Below are 23,979 nucleotides of genomic sequence, written 5' to 3'. Positions count from 1 at the left end.
CTCTCCTCAATGACCGTCAGGATCATCATTCAAGCGCGCCCCTCGAAGCCCGGGATCGCATTTTTCATCCCGGATACCCGAACATTCGCGGCAGCCACAGCACGATGCCCGGAAACAGGATCAGCGCGGCGAGCGCCAGGATCAGAACCGCGAGGAAGGCCCAGATCTCGCCGATGATCTCGCGCAGCGGAATCCGCGTCACCGCGTTGATGACGAACAGCAGGATGCCATAGGGCGGGGTGATCAGCCCGATCATGCAATTGACCACGGCGACCACGCCGAAATGCACGAGGTCGATCCCGAGCTCGCTGCAGGCAGGCAGGAACAGCGGGATGATGACCAGGATGATCGTCGTGGCGTCGAGCACGCAGCCGAGCAGCAGGAACAGGATGTTGACGCCGATCAGGAAGGTCAGCGGCGACACGTCGAGGCCCACCAGCGACTGGGCGACGAGGTTCGGGATGTTCTCGGACGCGACCACGTAGTTGAGGATCAGCGCGCCGCCGATCACCAGCCCGACGGCTGCCGACGAGCGGGCGCTCTCGACCAGGATCCCGTAGAGCGCGCGCAGCGACAGCGCCCTGTAGAACAGGCCCGCGAGCAGCAGCGCATAGGCGGCAGCCACCGCGGCGGCTTCCGTCGGCGTGGTGACGCCGCCATAGATGCCGTAGAGCAGGATCGCCGGCATCAGCAACGCCGGAAAGGCGTTGGCGGTGTGGCGCGGCAGGTCCCTGAGCGGAACCGGTTCCTCGATGGCGAATTGCCTGCGGGTGGAGATGATGGTGTTCATGACCATCAGAACCGCGCCCATCAGCAGGCCCGGGACGATCCCGCCCAGAAACAGGTAGCCGATCGAGGTGTTGGACACGAGCGCGTAGAGCACCATCGGGATCGAGGGCGGGATGATCGGCCCGATGGTCGCCGAAGCCGCGGTGATCGCAGCGGCATAGCCGCGCGTGTAGTGACCGCTCTTCGTCATCATGCCGATGATGATCTTGCCGATGCCTGCGGCATCGGCGACCGCCGAGCCGGACATGCCCGAGAAGATCAGCGAGGCGACGATGTTGACGTGGCCGAGCCCGCCCCGGAAGCGTCCCACCGCCGCCACGCAGAACTGCAGGAGCCGCTCCGAGATCGTTCCGGCGTTCATGATGTTGGCGGCGACGATGAACAGCGGCACGGCAAGCAGGATGAAGCTCTGGTAGAGCCCGTCCATCAGCACCTTGCCGGCAATCCCCACGCCCTGGCCGTTGACGCCGAGATAGACGAATGCCGAGATCAGGATCGAATAGGCGACCGGAAGCCCGATGCCGGCGAGAAAGAACAGCGTCAGCAGGCAAAGCGCGAACGGAACAGTCATGGTCTTGCGGCTCCGTCATGGCCCGGCTGGTCGATATCGGCGCCATGGCGGAACGCGCTGATCGCGCGCCAGCCGTAGCGCAGCGACACCACGATCAGAAACAGCATGTAGACCGAGTAGATGTCGCGCATCCGGACCCAGTCTCCCAGCAGATTGTCGAGAGTCGCTGTCTTCTTCAGCCGCAGGATGAAGAACTTCGACCAGGTCGGCTCCACCGACCACAACAGCCCGGCGCAGACCGCCGCGCCGCCGATGATCGCGAACCATCTGCGCGTTTTCGGGCTGACATGCCCGTAGATGATGTCGAAGGTAACGTGATCGCGTTCGCGCACCACGAAGGCCGCTCCCCAGAACACGATCCAGACCCACAGCGCCAGGCAGAATTCCAGGGTCCAGCCGTATCGGCTGGGTTCCAGGATCGGAAAGGCCTTGGCCAGCCAGTCGAGTTTCGCCGAATAGCGCACGGCGATCTGCAGGATGAAGGTCAGGAACATGGCGGCCATCATCATGGCCGCCACGAATTCGGTACCACGGAGGAACCACTTGACGAGTGTCTTCATGTCAGGGTCTCCGTGGCTTCAGGCTCGGATCGGAAGATCAGTTGCCGAGCGCGTTGATCTTGTCCAGCACGCCTTCGGGCCAGCTCTTGGCAAACTCGGAGCCGACATACTGCGCCTGCACATGCGTGCGGAAGGCGTTGAGGTCGGGCTCGTAGATGTCCATGCCCTTCTCGCGAAGGAAAGCGACCAGGTCCTCTTCCTTCTTCAGCTGCGCCTGGCGGCCGCTTTCGGCGGCATCGTCGGCGGCCTTCTGCACCGCTGCCTGCTGCTCCGGCGTCAGCTTGTCCCAGACCGCCTTGGAGAAGGCGACATAGTTGAGATCGACCAGATGCGAGGTCAGAACCACCTGCTTGGTGACTTCGTAGAACTTGGCGTCGACCACGGTCGGCAGCGGATTGTCCTGCCCGTCGACCGAACCGGTCGAAAGCGCGGTGTAGATCTCGGTAAACGCCATCGGCGTCGGGTTGGCGCCGAGCGCCTTGCCGAGGAACTGCCATGCATCCGAACCCGGCATGCGCAGATTGACGCCGGCCAGGTCTTCCGGCTTCATCACCGTCAGTTCGTCCTTGCTCTGGCGCAGGTTGACGTTGCGGCGGCCGAGATACATCACCGACAGGAGTTTCACGCCGAGCTCGTCCTCGACCTTCTTCTTGAACGGATCCATCAGCGGATCGTTGAAGACCGCGACCTGGTGGGCGGCGTTCTGGTGAACATAGCCGGTTGCGAAGATCGAGAATTCAGGGAAAAAGGTGGCCAGTTCCTGGGCCGATGCGATCGACATTTCCAGGTCGCCCGAGGCAATGGCTTCCAGCTCGCTGCCCTGTGCGATCAGCGAGCCGTTGTAGTGCGGCTCATAGGTGGCGAAGTCCGCCACTGCTGGCGCAAAGACGCCTGCCAGAGCAACCGAACGCTGGTCGGTTTCCGATGCCGGGGTCGACATTCTCAGGGTGATTTTGTCCGCGGCATGGCTCGCGGGCACGAAGCCGGCGGCAGCGACGGATACTGCGCATGCGAGCAGCATGCGGCGGGTAATGCTATTCATGGTTTTCTCCTCCCAATGACCATCCGCTGGCGTCTCGCCCTGACGGATTTGACAAAAACCTGTCACAAAGTACGGGTTATTTCAACATACATAATCGGTTTCGTAGGATATTATCGATTTTGCAGGATTGAACGATGCTCCTGACTAGTCCTCCTTGCGTGACTTGATGATGAATTCGACACCGCCCAGGATGTGCTTGCTCAGAATGTCCGTGGCCCGCTTGACGTCCCGCGCGAAGGCCGCCTCCAGCAGCTCGGCATGTTCGTCGGCGCCTGGCTGCCCACGGAATGCCAGGGTTAGGATCTGATAGCGCAGATACTTGTCGAAGAGTTGCCCATGCAGGTCCATCAGCGTCTTCGAACCGCAGCCGGTGATCAACGCCCGGTGAAACCCCCAGTCCGCCCGTTTCCAGTCTTCCCGCGCACTCATGTCGCCGGAAATCATCCGGCCTTCGAAGTGGTGCAGCTTGTGGTGTGCGGCCACCACCTGCGCTTCCCAGTCGAGATCGCCTTGGTCGAACGACCGGGCAATGGCATGCCCCTCGACCAGCAGCCGCAACTCCGCGACTTCCCACAGATTGGCATCCGAGACGCTGGCGACCTCGAAGCCCTTCTGCCCCTCGGCAACGACAAGCCCGTCCGAGGTCAAGCGGTTGAGGATCTCCCGCAGCGTGGTGACGCTGACATTGTAGCGCTTGCGCAGAGGCTCAAGCCGCAGTTTCTCGCTCGGCCGCAATTGGCCGAATATGATGTCGTTCCTGATATTGCGGTAGGCGCTGTCGCCGATCGTGTCGTGATCTGCCGCTTCTATCACGCTGTCACCTCCGGGGTTTGTCTTGACTGCAGGAGAGAATGTAGGACATAACGAACAATATAGGCAATTTAAAATCAGGGGCAATCGAAACCTGATCCGCTTGCCATCCTTTCACACCGCACGTGGAAAAGAGACAGTGTTTCATCGTTCCCGCATCATGATGCAACCCGGCAAAGCCGCGCAAGCTGCAAGGCGGATCACGGCTGGCGCGAGCGCGTCTATCCGCGGGGCTCAGCGGTGACCGGAACAGTGCGGATCGCGGTGGCCGGGGCGGGCCTTATCGGCAGGCGGCATATCGATGCCATCGCCGCGACGCCCGGCACTGAGTTGCACTCGATCGTCGATCCTTCCGACGCCGCGGGCGATCATGCCCGGTCCGCCGGCATAGACTGGTACCGGTCGCTTTCCGGCCTGCTGGCCGCCAGCAAGCCTGACGGCATCGTGCTGGCCACCCCGAACCAGGTTCATGTCGAAAACGGTCTCGAATGTGTTGCGGCAGGGGTTCCGGCGCTGATCGAAAAGCCGCTGGCGACCGATCTGCACGCCGGCCGTGATCTTGTCGTTGCCGGAGAGGCCGCGGGCGTCCCGCTGCTCGTCGGCCATCACCGCCGTCACAATCCGCTGATCGCCGCAGCCAAGGCGCGCATCGAAGGCGGCGCGCTCGGAACGCTGGTCGCGGCGCACGGCATGTTCTGGCTGATGAAGCCGGACGACTATTTCGACACCGGATGGCGGCGCCAGCCCGGTGGCGGCCCGATCTTCCTCAACCTGATCCACGATGTCGATCTGCTGCGTCACCTCGTCGGAGAAATCGTCTCCGTTCAGGCGCTCGTATCCAGCGCGGTGCGCGGCAACGAGGTGGAGGAAACCGCAGCACTCGTCTTCCGGTTTGACAACGGTGCCCTCGGCACTTTCAGCCTGTCGGACACGATCGTCTCGCCGTGGAGCTGGGAACTGACCGCCGCGGAAAACCCGGCCTATCCGCCCACCGGCCAGTCCTGTTACTTCATTGGCGGCACACACGGTTCGATCGAGCTGCCCAACGCCAAGATCTGGACCAATCCGAATGCACGAAGCTGGTGGGAGCCGATCTCGGCGACCCGGTACCCGGTCAGCCACGAGGACCCGCTCGCGCGCCAGATCGCCCAGTTCGCCCGCGTGATCCGGGGCGAGGAGCCGCCCCTTGTTTCGGCCCGGGAAGGATTGAAAACCCTTGAGGTCATAGATGCCGTTCAGCGCTCTGCGCTGTCGGGCCAGACGGTGACCCTGCCGTGAAACATCATTTGCCGGATGCAGCGTCGTGGCCCGATGGCCGCGGCCACCGATGAGGACACCATGATATCAGGCACAACCAGGCTGATCGCGCATTTGGGTGTTCCGACCGAATCCTTCCGCGCGCCGCTGATCTACAATCCCTGGTTCGAATCCAAGGGCATTGACGCCAGGGTCGTGCCGATGGGTTGTGAAACCGAGGATTACGCGGCCTTCCTGCCGCTGCTGTTCCGGCTGCGCAACATCGATGGCGCGCTGGTGACGATGCCGCACAAGATCGCCACCGTGGCGCTGCTCGACAAGGCCAATCCCGCGGTGCTGATCTCCGGCTCCTGCAATGCGGTCAGGAAGGATGCCGACGGTCTGCTCGTCGGCGACATGTTCGACGGCGAGGGGTTCGTCCGTGGCATGCGGCGCAAGGGTCGCGACGTGGCGGGCAGCAGGGCGCTCGTCGTCGGCGCCGGCGGCGTGGGATCCGGCATCGCCGCCTCGCTGGCGCAGGCAGGCGTTGCCGAGATCGGGCTTTTCGACACCCGAAGCCAGGTCGCCGATGAACTGGCCGAGAGATTGCGGCGTCATTGCCCGGACCTTGTCATCCGCACGGGCTCCAATAACCCAGCCGGCTGGGACGTTGTCGTCAACGCCACGCCGCTCGGCATGAATGCCGGCGACCCGATGCCGGTCGACGTCTCCCGCATCGATCCGGCGGCCTTTGTCGGCGAGGTGGTGATGAAGCAGGCCGAGACGCCCTTCCTGGCGGCAGCGCGCGCGCGCGGCTGCATGACCCAGATCGGCGCCGACATGCTCTACGAACAGATCCCGGCCTATCTCGAGTTCTTCGGGTTTCCCGCCGCGACTTCGGATGAACTGCGGGGCATTTCGAGGCTGACCTACTAGTCCTGAAGCTGGTGTTGCGACATGCCGCGCGGCGACGCCGTCTGAGCGGGACGCCTTTCCGCCTCGCGTTCAGATGGACGACCGGCTTTGCCGCCGGTCCCGGCGGTCACGGCCGTCGCCGGGTGAGCAGGCCGGTGTTTGCGCTCCACCGTTGATTTCCGCCTGCATGTCGATACAGTCTTTCTCCAGATCGGCTTTGTAAATTCGTAGTATGTTCGTTTTGAAGTTCTGCGAAGGGAGGATCTTGTGGAAACTGTTCCTGGCGAAGCAAGAGCTTTAAGATTTGAGGAAGTCTGTTACGGCAAGCCCGTGCGCACGATCGACGGGCCGCTGCACGAAAGCGCCCTTTACGGCGTCAGTTCCGTCACCCCGGGCATCGCCGATCCCTTGCGCTTCATTCCGGCCAGTTTCCTGGGAAATGCAAATCTCACGTCGAGCATGATCGATCCGGAATTCGCCGGACGTGGCGCCTTGATCGTCAAGGCGGTCGGCGAGGGTCTGGCCATCATGCGGATGCGCTACCGTGCCGAGGCCGGCGAGGGCGAGGGCGGGCGGCAGTTTCTCCTGTCCCGCACGTTGCTTCTGCCGGATGTGCACGATTGGCACGAGATCCCGCCGGGACTGTTTTCCTGGTGCGAGCAGGCGCTCGTCGCCCAGCCGTTCGTCTTCGATCAGCCGAGCGTGCCGCAGATGCGGCCGGTCGAGCTGCCGGCATTCGAGGCGCGGGACGTCAACTGGTTCGACAATCTGAGCCAGCGCCGCCAGATCCAGCTCGGATCCGCCTTCCAGGCCATCACCCGGCGTGTCGGCTGGACGGTGTCCCGGATGGTTGCGGAAGAGGAGAAGCAGAGGCCTGCGGCCCTGATCGCAGCCGATCTCGATGTCATTTCCTCGCTGCCGCGAAAATTTCCGCTGCGCCCCGGCGAGTCCGATCAGTTCATCCTCAATCTCGGGCTGGATCCGCAATTGACCCCGGGCGCGGTCAGCTATTTCCCAGGCCACCGCGGCAGCGCGATCGAAGCCCCGGACTTGCATGCGCTCAGGATTGCAATCATCAGGAGTGAAGAAAATCTTCGCTCCGAAAGTGGCGTTAAGCATACTTCCGGATCGTCCGACAGCCTTGACCGCAAGATCGGCAGCGAACCCATCCCATTGAAGTGGCTTTCATAATAATTTCAAAGAATTATGTTGCATTTTAATCATTTACTTTAGCGCCAGCCATTGGACCTCAGGCTGTTGCGCTAACGATTCATAAACTATATCGTTCGGGTTCGTATCGGGTATGTACTAGCGTTGGGTCTTTAATGTTGAATTGGGATCTAAGTAACCCAAAGAAGACGCTGCTGCGCGCAGAGAATTGTTCCGTGATCTGTGATCTTGGAAGGTTCTCTCGTATAGTTACGATTTCCAATTCATCTTTGCTGGCCGACGAAACACTGAAGATTTCTGTTGCCGGATACATAGAAGAAGCTCCATGGTTGAACGCCACCCTGCGCAATGCGGGGACTGGCGAGACACTGCTTCAGTATGAGCTGGGCAAGGCAAAGAATATTGATCTGGTTCTTGAGTGCGCGCGCGAGCCGACCGAAGACGAGATAGCCGACGCATCCCGCGACCATTTCACGCTCTCGATCACGCTGCAGACCAAACGCGCCGATGGGCAGTCGCAAAATCTCAAGGTCGAACTTGCCAGCCTGCGCCTGCAGACGCTGAAATGGCAGCCGCCGCTGGTGCAGACCCGGCAGCTGTCGATTCCGGAGTTGAGCCGGGTCGAAAGGCAGGAGCGCAACGAGGTCGATCTCTTCACCCTCAACATCAGACAGCCCGTCACCCGGCTGGAATATGGAGGCGCGCCCACCAGCGCGCTGGTGTCGGGCCGCCTGAGCTGTCGCGTCGACGACGAGATCAGGGACGTTTCGGCGAACTTCACGCTGGGCCCGGTTGTCACGCGCTCCACCGCCGGGATCGCCTGCGAACTGCGCGCCGGCGACGAGGTGTCCGTTCCCTGCATCGTCTCGATCAACGAGATCTTCGACGTCGCCGAAGGCGCCGACAGCCTGCAGATGCAATTCGACTGGAGCTGCGTCTTCAGTGAGGAAACCCAGGCGCCGCTTTCCGGTACCTATGATTTTGATCTGCAGTTGAGGCAGGGCGAGATCCTGGCGCTGAAATACCGTGACGCCTCGGCCGTGCCCAACATGACCCGTGGCGAAGCGCCCTTTGCCGAGCGCTTCCCGCTGGAATTTTCGGTGCCGATCTCCGGCGGCGGCGTCCAGTTCGAGCTTGGCGATACCATCGAGTTCGACGTGGTCTGTCTCGACGACAGCTGGGATGTCGTCGCCCACGCCCACATCTTGCCGGAAGGCGAGAAAATGGCGCTCACCAGCCGCGATGACTTCAAGCTGGTGCAGGACATCGAGGTCGATCAGGCCAATGGCGGCAAGATCCTGATCCCGTTCCACAACACCACGCTGGACGAGACCGGCGACACCGACCGTTACCAGCTGTTCATCCGGTTTGAAGCCAGGCGGCTGAAAATCCGGGCCGGCATGTCGCTGGTGGCCGAGGACGATCTGTTCGAGCACAAATATGGCATGGTTGCGGTCGACATCGTGCTGCGCCAGCGCGACCCCAAGTTCCTGATCTGCCTCGACTATGGCGCCTCGGCGATTGCCGCCTGGTTCGGCCGGGTCGAGCGGAACCTGGCCCGCCAGCTGATCCCGCTCGGCTCCTACGCCTACAGTCTCGCCGGCGCCCATTCCGAGTATGATCCGAACAAGAAGCGCTGGCAGAATGTCCTCATTCCGTCCACCATCGGCCTGAACCCGGCCAGGCACGTGCGCTCGCGCAAGGCGCCGCTCTCCTACGGCAATCTCTCCTATGTCGGCACCAAGCTGCAGGCGGCCGAGAAGCGGATGGCCCTGTTTGGCCGGACCTATGACATTTCGATCCCGGTCGATCGCGACTTCATCACGGACAGTGAAAGCTCCGCCTATCTCGAACTCCAGACGCTCGTCATCCCAGACCTCAAGCGCATGCTGATGAACTCGGAGCCCGGCTTCAAGCACCGCATCAAGCAATCCGTCATCGAACGCACGGCCAATGGCCTGCAGGCGACCCGCGAGATCAATCTGGTGGCCCTGACCAGGGATGCGTTTCACGAGCTTGGATCCTACATGATCCCCAATTCGCTGTTTTATGCGCATGACCAGCTCGATGGCCCGATCGTGAGCGAAACCGGCGATGAACGGTTTGACCAGTGGCTCGAGTCCGCCGACAGCGATGTCCAGGTGGTCGTCACCCATCCAAGCGGCATCGCCCATCACAAGCGCGATCTCTACAAGAACGCCGCCCGGGCCTTTGCCCAGGGCCTGACCGGAACCCAGGATCCCCGCTCGGCCCGCGAGCCCAAACTGATCCCGGAAGCACTCGCCGCCGCCTATTTTGGCATTTCCCGTTCGCAGGGCCGCCGCGAGCAGACGGAGGTTTTCGCCTGCATCGACATTGGCGCCAGCACCGTCGACGCCAGCCTGATCGAAGTGAAGATGCGGCACGACAGCATCGAAAGCTGGAAGGTCTTTGCGCATTTCGGCGCTACCATCGGCGGGGCGAACCTGGATGAGGCGCTGCTGGCCATTCTGATCCAGAACCTGCGCGAGCTGTTTACGTCGACCGAACCGGTTTTCGAGGATCTCGAACTCGACCACCGTTTCCTGCGCGACGAGGCCCTCAAGACCGTCCTGCTGCCGCGGGTCCAGGAAGCCAAGCGGGCGCTTTCCGAAACGCTGATGAAGAATGCGGGCTCCGAGGGCGAGTACGACTGGGCTGAAGAGGGCGATGGCAGCTCGTTTGCGGTCGAATTGAACGACATTCTCCGCAGCGCCTCGCCCGGCCAGCCGTTGAGTGAGCGCGACACCGCCATTCCCGGTTCCAATGACAAGGTTCACTTGCGCGTCAGGACCGCCTCGACGGGCGGACAGGCGGTGTGGATCGAGATTTCGCCGGACCTGCTCGATGCCGGCGAATCGATCGCCAATCCATCGCGAAGCAATCCGCAAACGGTCGCCAGAACCCTGGGTTATGCTGTGCCCGCCATGCTGATCAGGGAAGCGCGGCGGCTGGGTCTGAGGGATCCGCAATGGGCCATCACCGGTCGCGCCAGCCTCTGGCCTTCGATTTTCACCGGCATCGGGCGCACCGCGCAACTGCTCGGCCAGCCGCGCGACGCTGCCCCCATGCGGCCGTTCAGCCCGGACGACATGAAGAACGCCACGGTCTACGGCGCCGCGCGCCTGGCCACCTCCGGACTGGAGATCACCGACGGCGCCGATCATTCCTATGCGCTGGTTCTGCATGACGACGGACGCGGGGTCGTCTCGGAAATCGAGTATCTCGACACGCGGTCGCGCTCCGAAGGCAACAAGAGCGTGCGCTTCCTTCCCAATCGCTGGCTCAGCCGCGTTCTGCCGGGACTGGACGATGTCGGCAGCGAGAACGACATCACCCGCGACGAGATCGTCCGCCTGTTCGGCATTTTCGGCCAGAAGGTCGTTGTCGACCAGTCCCAGGTCAAGCCGGGCGGGCTCGCCGGCGGCCAGGATCAGCATGTCGAGATTTCCTGGAAGCGCCGGAATTCCGATGTAGAGTTCACGGTCGGCGACATTATCGTCCGGCAGCCACGAAGTCGCTTGGCGGGAACCTAGAGGGCGCAAGATGGCGGTGATTGGTATCGAGTTCACATCCGCAATTGCACAAGTGATAATCACCCTGTTGCTGATCGCCGCCGTGGTCGCGGCAGTCTGGCTGGTCCGGCGGCTGCGCCAGAGCGAAGCCCAGCTGGCTTCGATCCGGCGCGAGAACGGCAAACTGCGCAACGAGATCGCCAACATCACCGGCTGGACCACCAATGGCCGGCTTCCCGAAGACTGGCAGGAGCGGCTGCGCAACGAAAAGGCCGGGGTTGCAGGCGCGATGCCGGCCTCGGGCGCCGAGGCGCCGCGGGAACCTCTGCTGCTGGCCGCGCACAAGGCGCTGGCTTCGGTCGAGCCGCCGCATTTTGCCTCCAGTGACAGCGTCGAAGAAGTGAGCCGTACCCACAAGCGGGTGGTTGACCTGATCGAGGGCCTTGCCGCCGAGCGCATCGATCCCGTCCCCGCGCTTGCAAATGGCGACATGGACAAGCTCGTGTGCTTCTGGCGCCGCATGGAGGCCTATTTCCCCGATCGCGAGGAGACCGATGCCTACAGCCTTGCCGCCCATGCCGTTCTCGATCTGCTCAAGCGCCGGCAGGTCAAGGTCATCGCGCCGCGGCCGCTTACGGTGGAAAGCGTCAAGAATTGCGTTTTCACCACCGACGACAGCGAAAAGCTCCGGGATATCCCGCGCATCCGCACCGCGGCGCTTGGGGTGAATTCGCGCTTTGCCAATCCGCAGGGAGGAGAGGAACTGGTGATCGATTGCGAGCGTCCCGGATGGAGCGGGCCGAACGGCCGCAAGAGCCCCCGAATACTGATCCTTGATCGATCATGGTGAGGCGCGGACTTTTTCATGTCTCTTGGTAATCCAGTCCGTTTCAGCGATGAGTCCGACCGTCCGGTCATCATGATTCCGGTCAAGCTGGATCTGCGCGACAACCAGGCATTCTGGCGCCGCAATGTCTTTGCCATTCCGAAGTCCGGCCTGCTCGGCTGGCTGTTCAAGAAGGGCAGCAAGGCCGCACGCGATTTCCCCTGGGTGGTTGGCGGAAACCCCGATCCCGGCAAGCGCGCCGGCTGGTTCCAGGTCTCGCGCGGTTCGGTCGACGAGGTCCTCTACAACATCACCGACACGCTGATCATTGGAACGGCCAACGGCAGTGAAGTGGTCGAGGTCGCCTTCCAGCATCTTACCTTTGTCTCGGGACCCGGCGGGGTGTGTGACACCGCGTCCGAAAGGGGGCTCGAGGAGCGGATTTCGGAAAGCCTGGGGTCGACCTTGAAAGGCTATTTCGATCCGACCATCGGCGTCAGGGTCGACTGCATGGTCAACCCGGCGCTGCCGGCCAATCAGCTCAACATGTATCTCGGCCAGGGCATCTTCGTGCCCCGCCGCGGCGAACGGCCGATCGGCTGGATCCGCTATTTCCCCGACCCCACCAGGCGGGACCAGTACAACGAACCGGAACTGCTCGATGGCCGTCCGGCCGGTCTCTACAAGGGGCAGGGCGGCCTCGTGATCGGCATTGGCGAGGGCCTTCTTCACGCAGGCATCGATCTCGGGTCGGACGAGGAAGTGCAGTCGCCCTTCATGTTCATCAACAAGGATGCGGTTCTTGCGCCGGTTCACGAGGAGCCCCGGGCCCGCGGTGTCGACGCCAGGCTTTCCTTCTGCCGCAGCCATGGCAACGAGCCCGTGCCGACGCGGGTGCCGTGCACCGACGATTATTGCGATATCGCCTGGAAAATAGATTTCGTCGGCACCGCCCAGGTTCCCGGACGGCTGGAAATCTGTGTGGACTCGCGCAGGTCGCGACTGCACTGGACGCCGACCAACAGCTGCAATGCCGCCATCAGCTCGCTGCTGTTCGATCTCAAGGATTTCTCCCATCGTGACGTCGACCGTTTGTGGATCGATCTCGACCGCGACAACATCCTGACCGCCTATGCGCTGCAGGTTGCACGTGTTTCGCTTGTCTGGGACTGCGAGAACGAAGAGCAGTATGTCTATGAATGGGGCCAGACCGGCGCGCCGTTCAAGACGCCCGGAAGCGTCGGGCTGAAATGCCGGACCATCGAAAACAACATCATCGAGGTCGGCCGCGCCGACGGCAAGCCGTTCGGCTACCTGGAGCTGCCGGACACGCCGGAAAAGGTGATCTTCTCCGACACGTTCCAGTCGTTCAGTGGCTATCACCTCGACTGGCTGGACCAGTGCGGCCGCATTTCCTTCGGCGACACCGTGCTGTCGCTGGGAGAAGCCTACGCTGAAAAATGTTCCGGCATGCCGATTTCCCGGTTTGAGCCGGGGCAGACGCGGCAGGTTGTCGGTCCGCTGGTCCTCACCCCCTACGAGGGAGGCTGAGGCCGATGAGAACCAGGCTGATCGGCGTGCGCTATTTTCAGATTGCCGTGCTGTCGCTGATTGCCGGTCTTCTCTATCTGGGCGCCTACTTTTTCGTCGACACCTTCAGGGTCAACCGGATCTGGATGGAACGGGTCGAGATCCCCAGCGCCCTGGCCTTCGATGCGACGACCTTCGACTTCCTGGTCGATGGCGGTGCGATCTGGCCGATCCGGGACGGGGTGTCGGTCGCGCTGGGGCATGCACCCTGCAACACTCTGGCGATGCGCTCGCCCGAGACCGTGACGCTGGTCTCCGGTCCGGCGGGCGAAGCCGGCCGTAAATATGTCCGCGAACTCTGCGAGTCGGCCCAGGGCGAACGGATTCGCCAGGAAGTCGCCAATTTCAACCAGAGCTACCGGATCGTCTCGGTCTCGGACAACCGTGAAGCCGGCAATGCGCGGAAATCCGACGAGGGCGTGGCCTGCGCCGACGGCATCAGCACGGCCCGGCTGTTCGTGCCGCCGCGCTGCCTGCCCAACAAGTGGGATGCGACGATTGCAACTGACGGCAGGGCGGTCCAGTCGATCACCACGGCGACGATTTCCCAGTTCGACTATGCCTTCCTGGCCAGCGAGACCGACAGTTTCTTCGGCGACTGGAAAGTCATCACGCCGGTCATCGACACCCAGACCGGCGAATCCGGCGAATACCGGTTCAGGACCACCATGGCGTTCGGCGAGATGCCGGTCAGCATTCGCACAATCGGAGCGGTGCGTTCGATCTCGGTCAACGGCTCGCCTCTGAAAATCGATCCTGCCACGGGGCCGCAGGACGTGCGCCAGCTTGCAGGGCAGGCACAGCTGGCATCGCTGGCAATCTACTGCGCCGACGATTCCCGCGGGACGGGCCACCGGGTGCGCTGCGAGGGCGAAAGTCCCCGCGGCCGGCCGACCGGCTCGCTGATCACTCTGACCGAGCCGAAGGGACGGGTGGTTGATCTCGAGCTGGTCATCGAACCCTCGATCAGGATCGACCGCGGGCTCCGGCGCTATATCGCCAGTCGCGAGAAAGGCGCGCCGGAAGCCGCTGACGAGAAAGTCTCGCTCGGTTTCGGACGCATCCGGGTTGCCTGCAACCTCGCAGGTTTTGAAGTTGGCGGATCCGCGAGGGGCCGCCCTGATACGGGCTGCGATCTTGACTGGAACGTTCCCGGCAACCAGAGGGTCGAGCGGCAGTCCGAGCCCCTGACCGGCCTGGCCTTGGGTGACCTGCCGGTTCTCGATTCGCAAGGCGCGCTGACGCAGAACGCTTTCGAGATGGGTCTCGCGCCCTTGCTGGGGCTGGGGACCGGGGATTCCGGATCGGTTGCCGCGGCCCTGACCCGAACCGATGCGGGCGAAAATCCGTCCCTGACCATCATCCCGGACTACCAGGAGAAAGCGCTTGCGGCGCTGGCCGAGAACTACAAGTGCCCCGGCGACGAGGAGCGATGCAGCCGGCGGGCCGATCTCGTCATTCTCGATGCGGACGGCGAGGATGCCGGCAATGTGCTTGCCGTAGCCAGCCTGCCGCAGCCGCGAACCGGGATGTCCTCCTGGGACATCGAGACGCTGGAGCTGACGGCGGCGTCCAAGAGCCCGCTGGCGGCCTATGCCTGGCGCAACTATGACCTTCGCGGCACGCCCGGCTCGTCGTTCAAGCTGATCACTGCGCTGGCGGCAAGCCAGTATGTCATCGACAGCGGCGACAAGGCGCTGGAGAGCGTCCTGCTCGGGACGGCGAGCCCCTCCGAAATTGCCGATCTGTTCGGCATCGTCGCCACCCGCCCCTCCTTCAACGGACGTTGCAAGCCCGACTACGAGGAGCGCGATCCGAAAAAGCTCAATGCCCTGCCAATCCCCGGTGCGCGCGGCGGCATTGTCTTCTGCATGGGCAACTCGGCCTCTTCCGCCGGCGTGCGCAGCGGCATCAGCCACATAGAGGAAACCGGGGTCGAAAGTGGATGTGGCGACACCAAGACCAAGCGCAGCGGCATGTGCGAGGCGATCAAGCGGTCCTCGAACCTCTATTTCGCCGGCATCGCCATGTATCTCGATGCGGACAAGCTGGTGGATCCGGAAACCGGGTTCGAGCACACCCGTCTTGTCCCCGATCTCCTGCTGGCCAAAGAGGCCGAAAGGTTTTTCCCTGCCGCTCGCAGTCCCGAGGCGGTCGAACGCAAGAGCGCGCTTGATATCCTGGATGTGAATTATCCGGCGACCGGGCGCGGCCGGGCCAGCCCTGTGATCGTTGAAGCCGGGTTGCCGGTGCCTCCCGGTGAACCGCGACGGCTGAGACTGGCGCGCGGCGGCATCGGCCTCAGTGTCAGTGCCAGCCCGCTGGCAATGGCGTCGGTCGCAGCCTCCGTGGCGTCGGGCCGGATTGTCAGGCCCCACCTCGTGCCGCGGGCAGAACGCGGCCCGACGGATGATCCGCTGGAAGGCGAGCCGCTGCTGGTTGCGCCGCCGGATAAGCAGGCGCTGGCGGACCAGCTCTTGCGGGAAATACGCGATGGCATGGGCGCCGTCATCCGCAAGCAGGGCGGGACCTCGCGCAGCGCCTTTGCCAAGATTCCCGAGGAACTGCGGAATGCGATTTTCGCAAAAACCGGAACCGCGCCGGTGTTTGGCCATGCGAATTCCCCGCCGGACGGACGATACGCTTCCTGGCTGGTCGGGTATGTCGAGCCCCAGGCCGGTCTGCCCGGCTTTGATCAGCGGATTGCGTTTGCCTGCCGGGTGGCGTTTTCTCCAAGCTACGGCGGTTCGGTCTGCGGGCCCATCGTCCGGGATTTCCTCCTCGCCCTGTACGAGGCGGGCAAATGAAACTCGTCCGCTCCATCACTTCGGTCCTCGCCATTCTGATGCGCCTCGCCCTCGGGCTTGCAACAATGGTGGTGATCGTCTGGTGGATGTTTGCCCTTCAAACCGCCGCAGAGCACGCGCCGCATTTCAGTTCGCTCAAGGATCTGAAGCTGACGATCCCGAAAGGCGAGGAAGTCGTGCTCGGGCGGGCCGAACTGCTTCAGCCGGCCGGCGCCCGCTCGGCGGAGTTGCAGCATGTCCGGCTGCGCGCATCTGAAAACGGCCGGCTGCTGATCAGCCGGGTGGCGGAACTTCGCGATCTCAATGTCGAATTCGGCGGCAAGACCGAAGAGGGGTCGAGCGAGCGCTACGAGATCTCCCGGGGAAAAGGCGCCTACACGCTGCTTTCCGCCGGTTCGCAATTCGTCAAGATCGCAGTGGCCGATGACGGCGGGATCGAATTCGCCGTCGAAGACTGGGCCGGCAACACCTCGACCGCCGTGGTCTATGAGGACGGCGCGGAGATCCTCGTCAACGGCGAGCCGGCCGGGGCCTGCTACGAGCAGGGAACGGCAAGCCGTGTGGTCTCGCAGGCCAACAGGCTCAGCACCTATGTCGTGGGCAAGCTGTCCAGCTTGCTCGAGCCGATCGGGCTCAGCGATCTGCTGCGGAGAAAAGGCCGGGCGACGATTGCCGTGCTGGGCGGCGAGGTCGATTGCACGATGCACAGCTACGCCCTGGTGGCCATGCCGCGCGCCAACCCGGAGCTCGAATTCATCGTCCGCAAGAACCTCTCGGACGACCGTCTGTTCGTGTCGATCTACCGCGACGCCCAACTGGTCCCGGTCAGCTTCGAGACCTGGCTGGATGGCAAGCGGATACGCCAGAACTATGGCCGCACCGGCATCGAGGTGCCGGTTGCCTCCACCGCGCCACTTGATTATCCGCCGGTCACGCATTTCACCGCCGGCAAGACCCGTTACTCGATCGATGCGGCCCCGCTGCAGCAGGGTGGCTGGGAAGTCCACATTCAGCCCAACCGCCGGGCGGCGCTGTTTGACCAGAGCGTGTGCGCCCAGTCGTCCGAAAGCGATGTGGAAACCGCTTCCGCGGAAGATTGCCCGCCGCCGCTCGACAGTTCGCCCAACGCGCTGCCGGACGGAGCGAGCATCGAGGTTGCCAAGCTGCAGCTGCCCTCGACCCTCGACCGGCTGTTCGTGGCCAGCCCGGAAGGCCTTGTCAGCGCCGAGATACTGGCCAGGGGAGCCGCGATCTGCCTGTCCCTGCTGATCGTGCTGGCGGTTCCCGGCGCCACGATCTGGCGTTCCAACGGCAGCATCGTGCGGGCGGCGTTCCTGGTTCTCGCCGGCGGTTTCGTGCTCACCCTCGCGCTTCTTCCCGATCTGGTCGCGATCGCGCGGATGGTCACCGAGATTCCGGATGCCTCTCGATGGCTGTTTTATGCAATGGGCGCCCTGTGGGTCTGCGCGACGATCGTCGTCACGCTTGACCGCTCCGGCGGCGCCAGCCTCTCCGTCTTCTGGCTCGTCCTGACCGCCATCATCGCATTGAGCTCGATCTCCATGTTCAGTCTCAGCGCGGAAGGACCCAACACCGACTGGGAACGCTTCTTCATCAAGCACAAGCTGGTCGTGCTCGACATCCTGCCGCTGTTCGTCATGGCGCTGACCATCGTGTCTCCGACGGCGCTGAAGCTCAGGATCGGCAATGATTTTGCCGGCCGTCCGTCCTTCTTTTCTCCCACCATGTGGCTGCTCGCCATCGTGTTTGCATTGTTCGCGGCCTGGTTCTTTCTTGGCAACCAGACAGGTCTGGGTGGCTCGATCCAGCCGGTCGAGGCGGGAAAATTCGCCATCGTCGTGCTTCTGGGGGCGATGCTGGCCCAATGGCTGATCCGCGCCCGCCTGCTCGCGCAGGCCTGGTTCGGGATAACACTTATCGGGGTTGTTCTATCGGTCCTGTTCATCACGGCCCTGCTGTTCGTGCCGGCCGTGAAGTCCGATTACTCGCCATTGATCATCATCAGCTCGGCGACCGGGATCACCGCGGTCGTCGGGGTGATGGCAATCGGCTGGCGGATCCGGGAGGAAGAGTTCGACGACCTGAGGGACATCAGGCGGATCCCGCTGTCCTATGTCCCTTCCATCCAGGATTTCCGCCTGAGTTCAAGCCAGTTCCTGCTGCTGCTGCTGCTGTTCGCGGCCATTATTCTCGCGCCGCTGCTTTCAACCGACCAGGGCCGGATGATCATCGATCTGGTGATGGGGAAGGTCGAGTATACGATTGCGGCAGGTGTGGCCCTGATGCTGGTCCTTGTCCTGCTCGTCAGGACAATGGCCGTCCCACGTGCCGTGTTCATCCTGCTGCTCGGCCTGCCGCTGGCGCTGATGGGCACCTGGGCGCTCATGCGCAACGAGATGGTGATCCTGGCAATCGCGGTGGCATGTCTCGGCACCATTGCATTCGCCGTTGCGATGCGGAACCGCGTGAACTGGACGCTTGCGCGCGTGGCAATTGCCGCGCCGCTCATCGCCCTGGTCATGGCTGTGGCGCTCAGGGACGTGCCGGCGAAGGCCGGGCTCGGGGTGCAGGACTGGTCCTGGTTCGACGGACCCGACAAGCAGATCACCGAGTTGGAAAAGGTTCTGGGCGAAGGACGCCGGCTGCCGGTGGAGCGGCTGATGAGCTGGGCCGATCTGCGCTTTGGCCGCACCGGCGGCTACGAGGAGCCGCGGCAGCTCGTTCTCAGGGATATGAACTTCCACGTCCTGCGTTCGCGCGCGACGCTGGCCAATGCGCCATGCGGGCTCAGCACAGAGCTGACCGCGGCGCCCTACAATATCGGTTACGCGGTTGGATGGCTTGGCGACGGAATTTCCAGGAGCCTGGGGATTTCCTGCCCGGACGAGGCGCAGCAGGCCGAAACGCTCCGGTGCACGCCCTCGACCCTGAAGGGGCCGGTCAGGCCGCATTGCGTGCCTGTGGTGCAGAGCGACTTTGCCGCGACCTATATCGCAACCCGCCATGGCAATGCCGCAGCCACGCTGCTGATCGCCCTTCAGGCCTGTTTCATCTTCTTCGTCATCGGGCTCTATCTGAAGCTCCAGGCCAAGCGGTCGCGGGATCCGGTCGAGACCGGCGCGGACCAGGCGCTGGCGTGCATTGCGCTTGGCGCAGGCATGCTGTTCCTGATGCAGTGGATCCTGGCGTGGTCGAACGCATTCGGGCTGCTGCCCGTCATGGGGCAGCCGATGACCTGGCTGTCGGCAGGTACAAGTCATCATCTTTTCATGGCAATCCCGGCGTCGCTGGTGCTCCTCGTGGCAACTCGCCTTGCAGGAATGAAAGCACCCGTGTTAACAATTCGTATACCGCCACGACGCCGGGGTTGATGCCGTTAGTGTTTGAGTCAAGGGAGCAGGCGTTGAGATGGACAAGAAGCCCAATGACGGAAATGCCGTCCTAAGTACGACACGGTTGAAGCAGGCATTTATTATTGTCTTCGCCGCGGTAGCCTTCTTCATGACTGCTTACGCGACCAGTGGTGGCGCGCGCATTTTCATGACCGAGACCTATGCCTGGGTCGGCATTACCGCGCTTGCTGTCGGCTTCCTGGCCTTCACCTCGCTTGTTCTGGGCGACGGCATATCCTCCAACCGGCTGACACAGGTTGCCCTGGTGATGCCGTTCTATCTCGTCGCCGTGGCGATCTGCTGGATTTCCTCCTTCGCCTCCTACCATCAGCAGTTCCTTAGCGTTGGCGGCTCCGACCTTGCCAATGCCGAGACCAATTTGCGGCAGATGGGGCTATACGCCCATGAAATCAGCCAGGAAATGAACGACCGGTATTCCGACAAGAGGACCGCATTGCTGGGCGACGAAGCGCTGAAGGACTATTCGGCCAGAATGGGAGCGCTGACCGATGAGCTGCGCGACCGCGACAGGAAGAAGGAAATCGCCTCCGAACTGCAGACGCTGATCGAGGCCAAGAAGGTCGAGCTGCGCAACCGCCAGGCCCAGTTGACAACCCGGCAAAGCGAAGTCGAGCGGGATCTGACCAAACTTGCGGCCCAGATCGGCAATCTCGAGCAGCAGGCTGCCGCAAAGCAGGCCCGCGTGGCCGCCACCGCCGACCTGGTCGGCAAACTCGAAACCGCGCTGAAGGAAGAGGAAGGCGAACCCGGTGTGGCCCCGAATGACAAGGCCGTTCTTCTGGCCGACGGGCTTGCCGGTCAACTGGTGAGCGACCCGGCCTGCAATCGCCGTCGCCGCGCCGGCACCGGCGGCGGGCTTGCCGGGACCTGTTACAAGGCGCTGGGAGAAAAGCTTGCCGAAACCCGGGCCGAGCTTGCGGATGCGGACAAGGAATACAAATCCGCGCGCACCCAGTTGCTCAACGCAAATCAGCAGCAGGCCGCGCTGCAGTCGGATCTGGTCAAGATCACCGCCGAGCTGGAGTCCGCCACGACCCAGCTCAGCCAGGACGTTGCATCGGGCTACACCCTCGATGCCGACGGATTCCTGCAAAGCGTCAACGCGTTCATCGACACGCCATCCCAGACCAGCTTCGAGCAGACCGCCAGCTATTGCCAGGTGGTCACCGAGGTCTTGTCCGATCTCAAGTCCGTTTCCGACCTTCCCGCCTGCGAGCCGCAGCCGCTGATGGCCGTGTTCCGGCAGATCGAAACGCTGGAAACCGACCAGGCCGCCTTTGGCCAGGCCTGCGATGAAACCGACCGCCGCAAGCAGATCATCGACAACCTGCGGACGGAAATGCTGGATGTGTCCGGCTCCGAGCGGCTCAAGCCGATCACCCGGGCCTATGACCAGATGCGCGCGGAAGTGCTGGAGACCTGCCTTGTCGCAGCCGAGCAGCGGGGCCTTGAGGGCGGCCCCTACCGCGAGGATCTCGCCAGTCTCTACGATCGCATCAATCCCTCGCAGGACGCGATCAGCAAGGCCATCGGTAAGGTCGAGGCGCTGTTCAATGGAACGGCATCGGCCCGGGATTACTTCCCGGCACTGCTGGCGCTGCTGCAGGAGCTGTCGCTGCTGCTGGCAAAACTGTTCTGGGATGCCAATGTCGTGGCCAAGGCTTCGCGCCGCAAGGATGATTTCGACACGGCCGACCTTGATCTCGATGCAAAATCCGACGATCCGGATTCCGTGCTCGCGGCCAAGAACGTGATCCTCAACGCCGTGTTCGACAAGCAGGGCTATCTGTTGCCGCTGCTCTATGACGAGGACTATTCCCACGAAATGCGCAGCCAGATGCGGCTGATCGTCGACAACCTGTTCCGCAAGCAGCTGGCCAGGAAAACCAGCCGTGGAATTCTGATATCGGAACAGGGTCTGGCGGAAGTCGGGCGCCGGATCCGAAAGCACAATGAAGCCGTCGAGAACAGGAATGCGCAGCCTGAACCGGAAATCGCCGCCGTCGACGCCGGCATCGCTGGTGACAGTCGCGATACCGCCACTGTCCCAGGCGAAACCGCTGCCCGCATTGTCGGCGAAGACAGGCAGGCCGGAAAGACGATCGCGGCCCAGCCGGGAGTGGCTGTTTCAGGGGCCGAGGCATTCGATCAGACCGAGGAAAATCCGGCGCAGCGGCCGCGCCGCCGCCGTCCGGTGGTGGTCAGACCGAATTTCAGGCGCGAGATCTGAGGCATCGCGCCTCGGGGCGCGGCAACCGGCAACACAAGCGCGGCGTCCGGTCGGATTTCACCGGGCACCGTCGGCATTTCATGGCATGGCAAGCCCCGGCGCGGATATCCCGGCCAATCGCTCCCCGGAGATCAGGAGTCGTCCGTCAAGAATTCACAAGCCTATGAATTGACTGACTGATTGAGGCAACTGGAGTATTCGTTTTTGCAAGAAACCAGCGTGAATGGACCGCAATTACCTCGCCCACGAACAAGACGACGCCATCAACCCGATCCTCGCTGCCATCGGATACAACTTCCGTCTCATCCTCAAATGGATCAGGCTTCTTTGGCTCCAAATCTGGGCCACATCGATCATCAATCAAACCGCCAAAATCGCGTAGATCACGGTCGACTCAAAACCCCGTTAGAGCGGTTCGCTACTAGACCTATTCGCTTCTACTGGCTTTGCAGCCATCGAGTGCGTCTCTGGTAATTCATCAACCGCGGAAAATTTGTTGTATGTAGCCACGCTGTCCAGATTGCCCTGTGGAAATACCTCCCAGAAACATCCCTCTTGCCAGTCCGAGGCAATTTTTCCAGACTTTCGCCACAACTGTATGTCGTTCGGCGTAACGTTCGGCGAAAGCTCATAGACCTGCCTGATCTTATCCCTATACATTGATGTCAGCTTGCCAACCGCTTGATGCTTACCGTAATCAAAACCCTCATCGCACGGTTTTTCGAGGTCTGTCATTAATCCTCGAATCTTCGCAATGTCAGACCAGACCAACACCTTGGCTCTATATTGAAGCTCTTTTCGGATTCTTCTTTCCTTGAAAAAGCCAATTATTGCCAAGAATAAGGCGAAAATTGTTGCGACTTGTGCCGCGATCTCAATGATTTTTAAGTCGAATATCATTTCACTGGAGTTGAATTGTCATCGATCCACTTTAAATATGTTACACTCCCATGGGTAATAGGTATACAAAAAATGGCGGGTTCCTCGTAGCTATGATGTTGCAATATGATTTTTGCGATCTCATCGTACGATGATTCCGTTGTCTTCAGGAAAACTCGGAATTCCTTCTCATCCTGGACCTTACCGTCCCAAAAAAACATGCTATTTATTTCGTCTATATGCGCACATGCTGCCAGTTTTGCTTCGACACACGCTGCCGCGATTTTTCGTGCTTCTTCCATTGAAGATACAGTGGTTCCGACCATCGTCGCCATACTAGCCTCTTTATTCTGTTGACATTTCACCGTCTAACGTAGTGACGCAGGGCGTTGTAGACAACCGAAATGTGGCTCAGATTTAGAATTTAGGACGAGCAGATTAATATCGAATTCGGAACGCACCTAAAGAATGAGATCGACCGTTTCCCTGCGATGATATATTTCCCCGAACTGGGCATGTTTCACCCTGAACTCAGGAGGCCCGAGATCAGGCAGCCCGAGATCAGACCTGGGTGCTGTCGGCGTTTTCAGCCGCCGGCGACGCCGGACTGGCAGCGGGCGGCGCGACGACGACCGGTTCCCGTTCCTTCAGGATCCCGCTGAGGATCTCGTCCCGCGTGAACAGGAACGGACTGTCGAGCCCGAGTGCTGCGAAGATGAAGGGATCGGCGGTCATGTAGGGATAGCGGACATTGTCCGGCGTCAACGGAACCGGGAACCGGGAATTGCCCGGATCCAGTATTTCGGCGTTGGCGTCGATGTTGGCGCAGCCCAGTTGCGGGTGGAAGCCGTAGCTCGACGTGGCGATGAAGCGCAGGTCGATATCCCGCTCCTGTGAGGGAAACGGCCTGAAATCCTTGATGATGTCAAAGGCTGGCCGCATGTGCGCATGCAGGATCGCCAGCACCGCCTCGGGCTCGGTGGCGATATCCCGCGACCGGTTGCCAAAGCGCAGCAGCAACAGGTCGAACATGCTGATGGCGATGGCCACTCGTTCAAGATTCTGGAATTCAGGCTTTCCGGCCCGCTCGAAAAAGTCTTCCACCTTGTCGATCAGTGCTTCGAAGCCCTTGTCCGTGCCGGCATTCAGGGCGGATATGACCAGGACAATCCCCTTGGCCTTTGAGAACCATTCGTCGAGCTCCTTGGCCTTTTCCGCGTGCGGATTGGCCTTGCCCGAAAGGTCGCTGCTTGGAAACGCGGCTTCGCCCGGCGCGTCCCGCACGTGAATGGTGAATTGCCTGTGATCAAGCGTGGCGGCGGACTGAAGTCCGTCGCCCGACGGCAGATCCAGTTCAAGATCAAACCGGATGTCGGTGACCCCCTCGGTCGCCTCCGGCAGGTTCCGATAGTAACTCCTAAGTAGTTTCCGGTTTACCCTGTCGGTCTCGATCTTGATATTGTGCAGCTGCCGGAACCCGTGAAAGTTCAACTCGACGCATTTTGCGAAGTCGACGAACAAGTTCGTCTTACCTGACCTCACAGGTCCTGTGAGCCCGACATGTATCTCGTTGTTATCATTAACAGC

The 23,979-nt window shown here is 62.0% G+C and carries 17 protein-coding genes; 10 read left to right on the top strand and 7 right to left on the bottom strand.

Annotation, left to right across the window (positions count from 1 at the left end; translation table 11 throughout):
- Nucleotides 1-64: 64 nt before the first annotated feature.
- The 4 genes from O4H62_RS24000 to O4H62_RS23985 form a co-directional block, all read right to left on the bottom strand.
- The gene (locus O4H62_RS24000; protein ID WP_269391411.1) at nucleotides 65-1,360 is read right to left on the bottom strand and encodes a TRAP transporter large permease; all 1,296 of its coding nucleotides are present in this window, start codon (nucleotides 1,358-1,360) and stop codon (nucleotides 65-67) included.
- Entirely contained in the window at nucleotides 1,357-1,920 is a 564-nt protein-coding gene (locus O4H62_RS23995) for a TRAP transporter small permease (RefSeq protein ID WP_269391410.1), read from the bottom strand. The genes O4H62_RS24000 and O4H62_RS23995 overlap by 4 nt, the downstream gene beginning before the upstream one ends.
- Nucleotides 1,921-1,957: 37 nt before the next feature.
- Entirely contained in the window at nucleotides 1,958-2,962 is a 1,005-nt protein-coding gene (gene dctP / locus O4H62_RS23990; RefSeq protein ID WP_269391409.1) for a TRAP transporter substrate-binding protein DctP, read from the bottom strand.
- Between the two features lie 144 nt (nucleotides 2,963-3,106).
- Entirely contained in the window at nucleotides 3,107-3,775 is a 669-nt protein-coding gene (locus O4H62_RS23985; RefSeq protein ID WP_269391408.1) for a GntR family transcriptional regulator, read from the bottom strand.
- A gap of 237 nt (nucleotides 3,776-4,012) precedes the next feature.
- Between O4H62_RS23985 and O4H62_RS23980 the strand changes: the two genes are divergently transcribed.
- The 10 genes from O4H62_RS23980 (at nucleotide 4,013) to O4H62_RS23935 (ending at nucleotide 21,895) form a co-directional block, all read left to right on the top strand.
- A complete protein-coding gene (locus O4H62_RS23980; protein ID WP_269391407.1) occupies nucleotides 4,013-5,050 on the top strand; it encodes a Gfo/Idh/MocA family protein in 1,038 nt (345 codons plus the stop codon).
- 60 nt (nucleotides 5,051-5,110) lie between these two features.
- The gene (locus tag O4H62_RS23975) at nucleotides 5,111-5,944 is read left to right on the top strand and encodes a shikimate dehydrogenase family protein (RefSeq protein WP_269391406.1); all 834 of its coding nucleotides are present in this window, start codon (nucleotides 5,111-5,113) and stop codon (nucleotides 5,942-5,944) included.
- Between the two features lie 246 nt (nucleotides 5,945-6,190).
- Complete coding sequence (locus O4H62_RS23970) at nucleotides 6,191-7,114, top strand: hypothetical protein (protein WP_269391405.1); 924 nt, start codon at nucleotides 6,191-6,193, stop codon at nucleotides 7,112-7,114.
- A 308-nt stretch (nucleotides 7,115-7,422) separates the two neighbouring features.
- Nucleotides 7,423-10,647: a hypothetical protein gene (locus O4H62_RS23965; RefSeq protein WP_269391404.1), complete on the top strand. Its 3,225-nt coding sequence runs from the start codon at nucleotides 7,423-7,425 to the stop codon at nucleotides 10,645-10,647.
- 10 nt (nucleotides 10,648-10,657) lie between these two features.
- On the top strand, nucleotides 10,658-11,476 hold the full coding sequence (locus O4H62_RS23960) for a hypothetical protein (protein WP_269391403.1): 819 nt from the start codon (nucleotides 10,658-10,660) through the stop codon (nucleotides 11,474-11,476).
- A 15-nt stretch (nucleotides 11,477-11,491) separates the two neighbouring features.
- Entirely contained in the window at nucleotides 11,492-13,003 is a 1,512-nt protein-coding gene (locus O4H62_RS23955; RefSeq protein ID WP_269391402.1) for a hypothetical protein, read from the top strand.
- Between the two features lie 5 nt (nucleotides 13,004-13,008).
- Complete coding sequence (locus O4H62_RS23950; protein WP_269391401.1) at nucleotides 13,009-15,849, top strand: penicillin-binding transpeptidase domain-containing protein; 2,841 nt, start codon at nucleotides 13,009-13,011, stop codon at nucleotides 15,847-15,849.
- The gene (locus tag O4H62_RS23945) at nucleotides 15,846-19,241 is read left to right on the top strand and encodes an FtsW/RodA/SpoVE family cell cycle protein (RefSeq protein WP_269391400.1); all 3,396 of its coding nucleotides are present in this window, start codon (nucleotides 15,846-15,848) and stop codon (nucleotides 19,239-19,241) included. Before O4H62_RS23950 ends, O4H62_RS23945 begins: the two co-directional genes overlap by 4 nt.
- 37 nt (nucleotides 19,242-19,278) lie before the next feature.
- Nucleotides 19,279-21,513 carry a hypothetical protein gene (locus O4H62_RS23940; protein WP_269391399.1) on the top strand — a complete coding sequence of 745 codons (2,235 nt, stop codon included), beginning with the start codon at nucleotides 19,279-19,281 and terminating at the stop codon, nucleotides 21,511-21,513.
- Nucleotides 21,514-21,736: 223 nt separating this feature from the next.
- Entirely contained in the window at nucleotides 21,737-21,895 is a 159-nt protein-coding gene (locus tag O4H62_RS23935; protein ID WP_430538515.1) for a hypothetical protein, read from the top strand.
- 23 nt (nucleotides 21,896-21,918) lie between these two features.
- Here the strand turns inward: O4H62_RS23935 and O4H62_RS23930 are convergent, their stop codons facing one another.
- The 3 genes from O4H62_RS23930 to O4H62_RS23920 all read right to left on the bottom strand — a co-directional run bounded on the left by O4H62_RS23930 (nucleotide 21,919) and on the right by O4H62_RS23920 (nucleotide 23,913).
- Complete coding sequence (locus O4H62_RS23930; RefSeq protein ID WP_269391398.1) at nucleotides 21,919-22,413, bottom strand: hypothetical protein; 495 nt, start codon at nucleotides 22,411-22,413, stop codon at nucleotides 21,919-21,921.
- Nucleotides 22,410-22,727, bottom strand: a complete 318-nt coding sequence (cutA, locus tag O4H62_RS23925; protein ID WP_269391397.1) for a divalent-cation tolerance protein CutA — start codon at nucleotides 22,725-22,727, stop codon at nucleotides 22,410-22,412. The genes O4H62_RS23930 and cutA overlap by 4 nt, the downstream gene beginning before the upstream one ends.
- A gap of 226 nt (nucleotides 22,728-22,953) precedes the next feature.
- A complete protein-coding gene (locus O4H62_RS23920) occupies nucleotides 22,954-23,913 on the bottom strand; it encodes a hypothetical protein (protein WP_269391396.1) in 960 nt (319 codons plus the stop codon).
- Nucleotides 23,914-23,979: the final 66 nt, after the last annotated feature.

The sequence above is a fragment of the Parahoeflea alexandrii genome (assembly GCF_027214025.1).
GTDB classification, from domain to species: domain Bacteria; phylum Pseudomonadota; class Alphaproteobacteria; order Rhizobiales; family Rhizobiaceae; genus Hoeflea; species Hoeflea alexandrii_A.
Note: the sequence above shows the minus strand (reverse complement) of the source record. Positions and strands in the feature narration are given on the sequence as shown.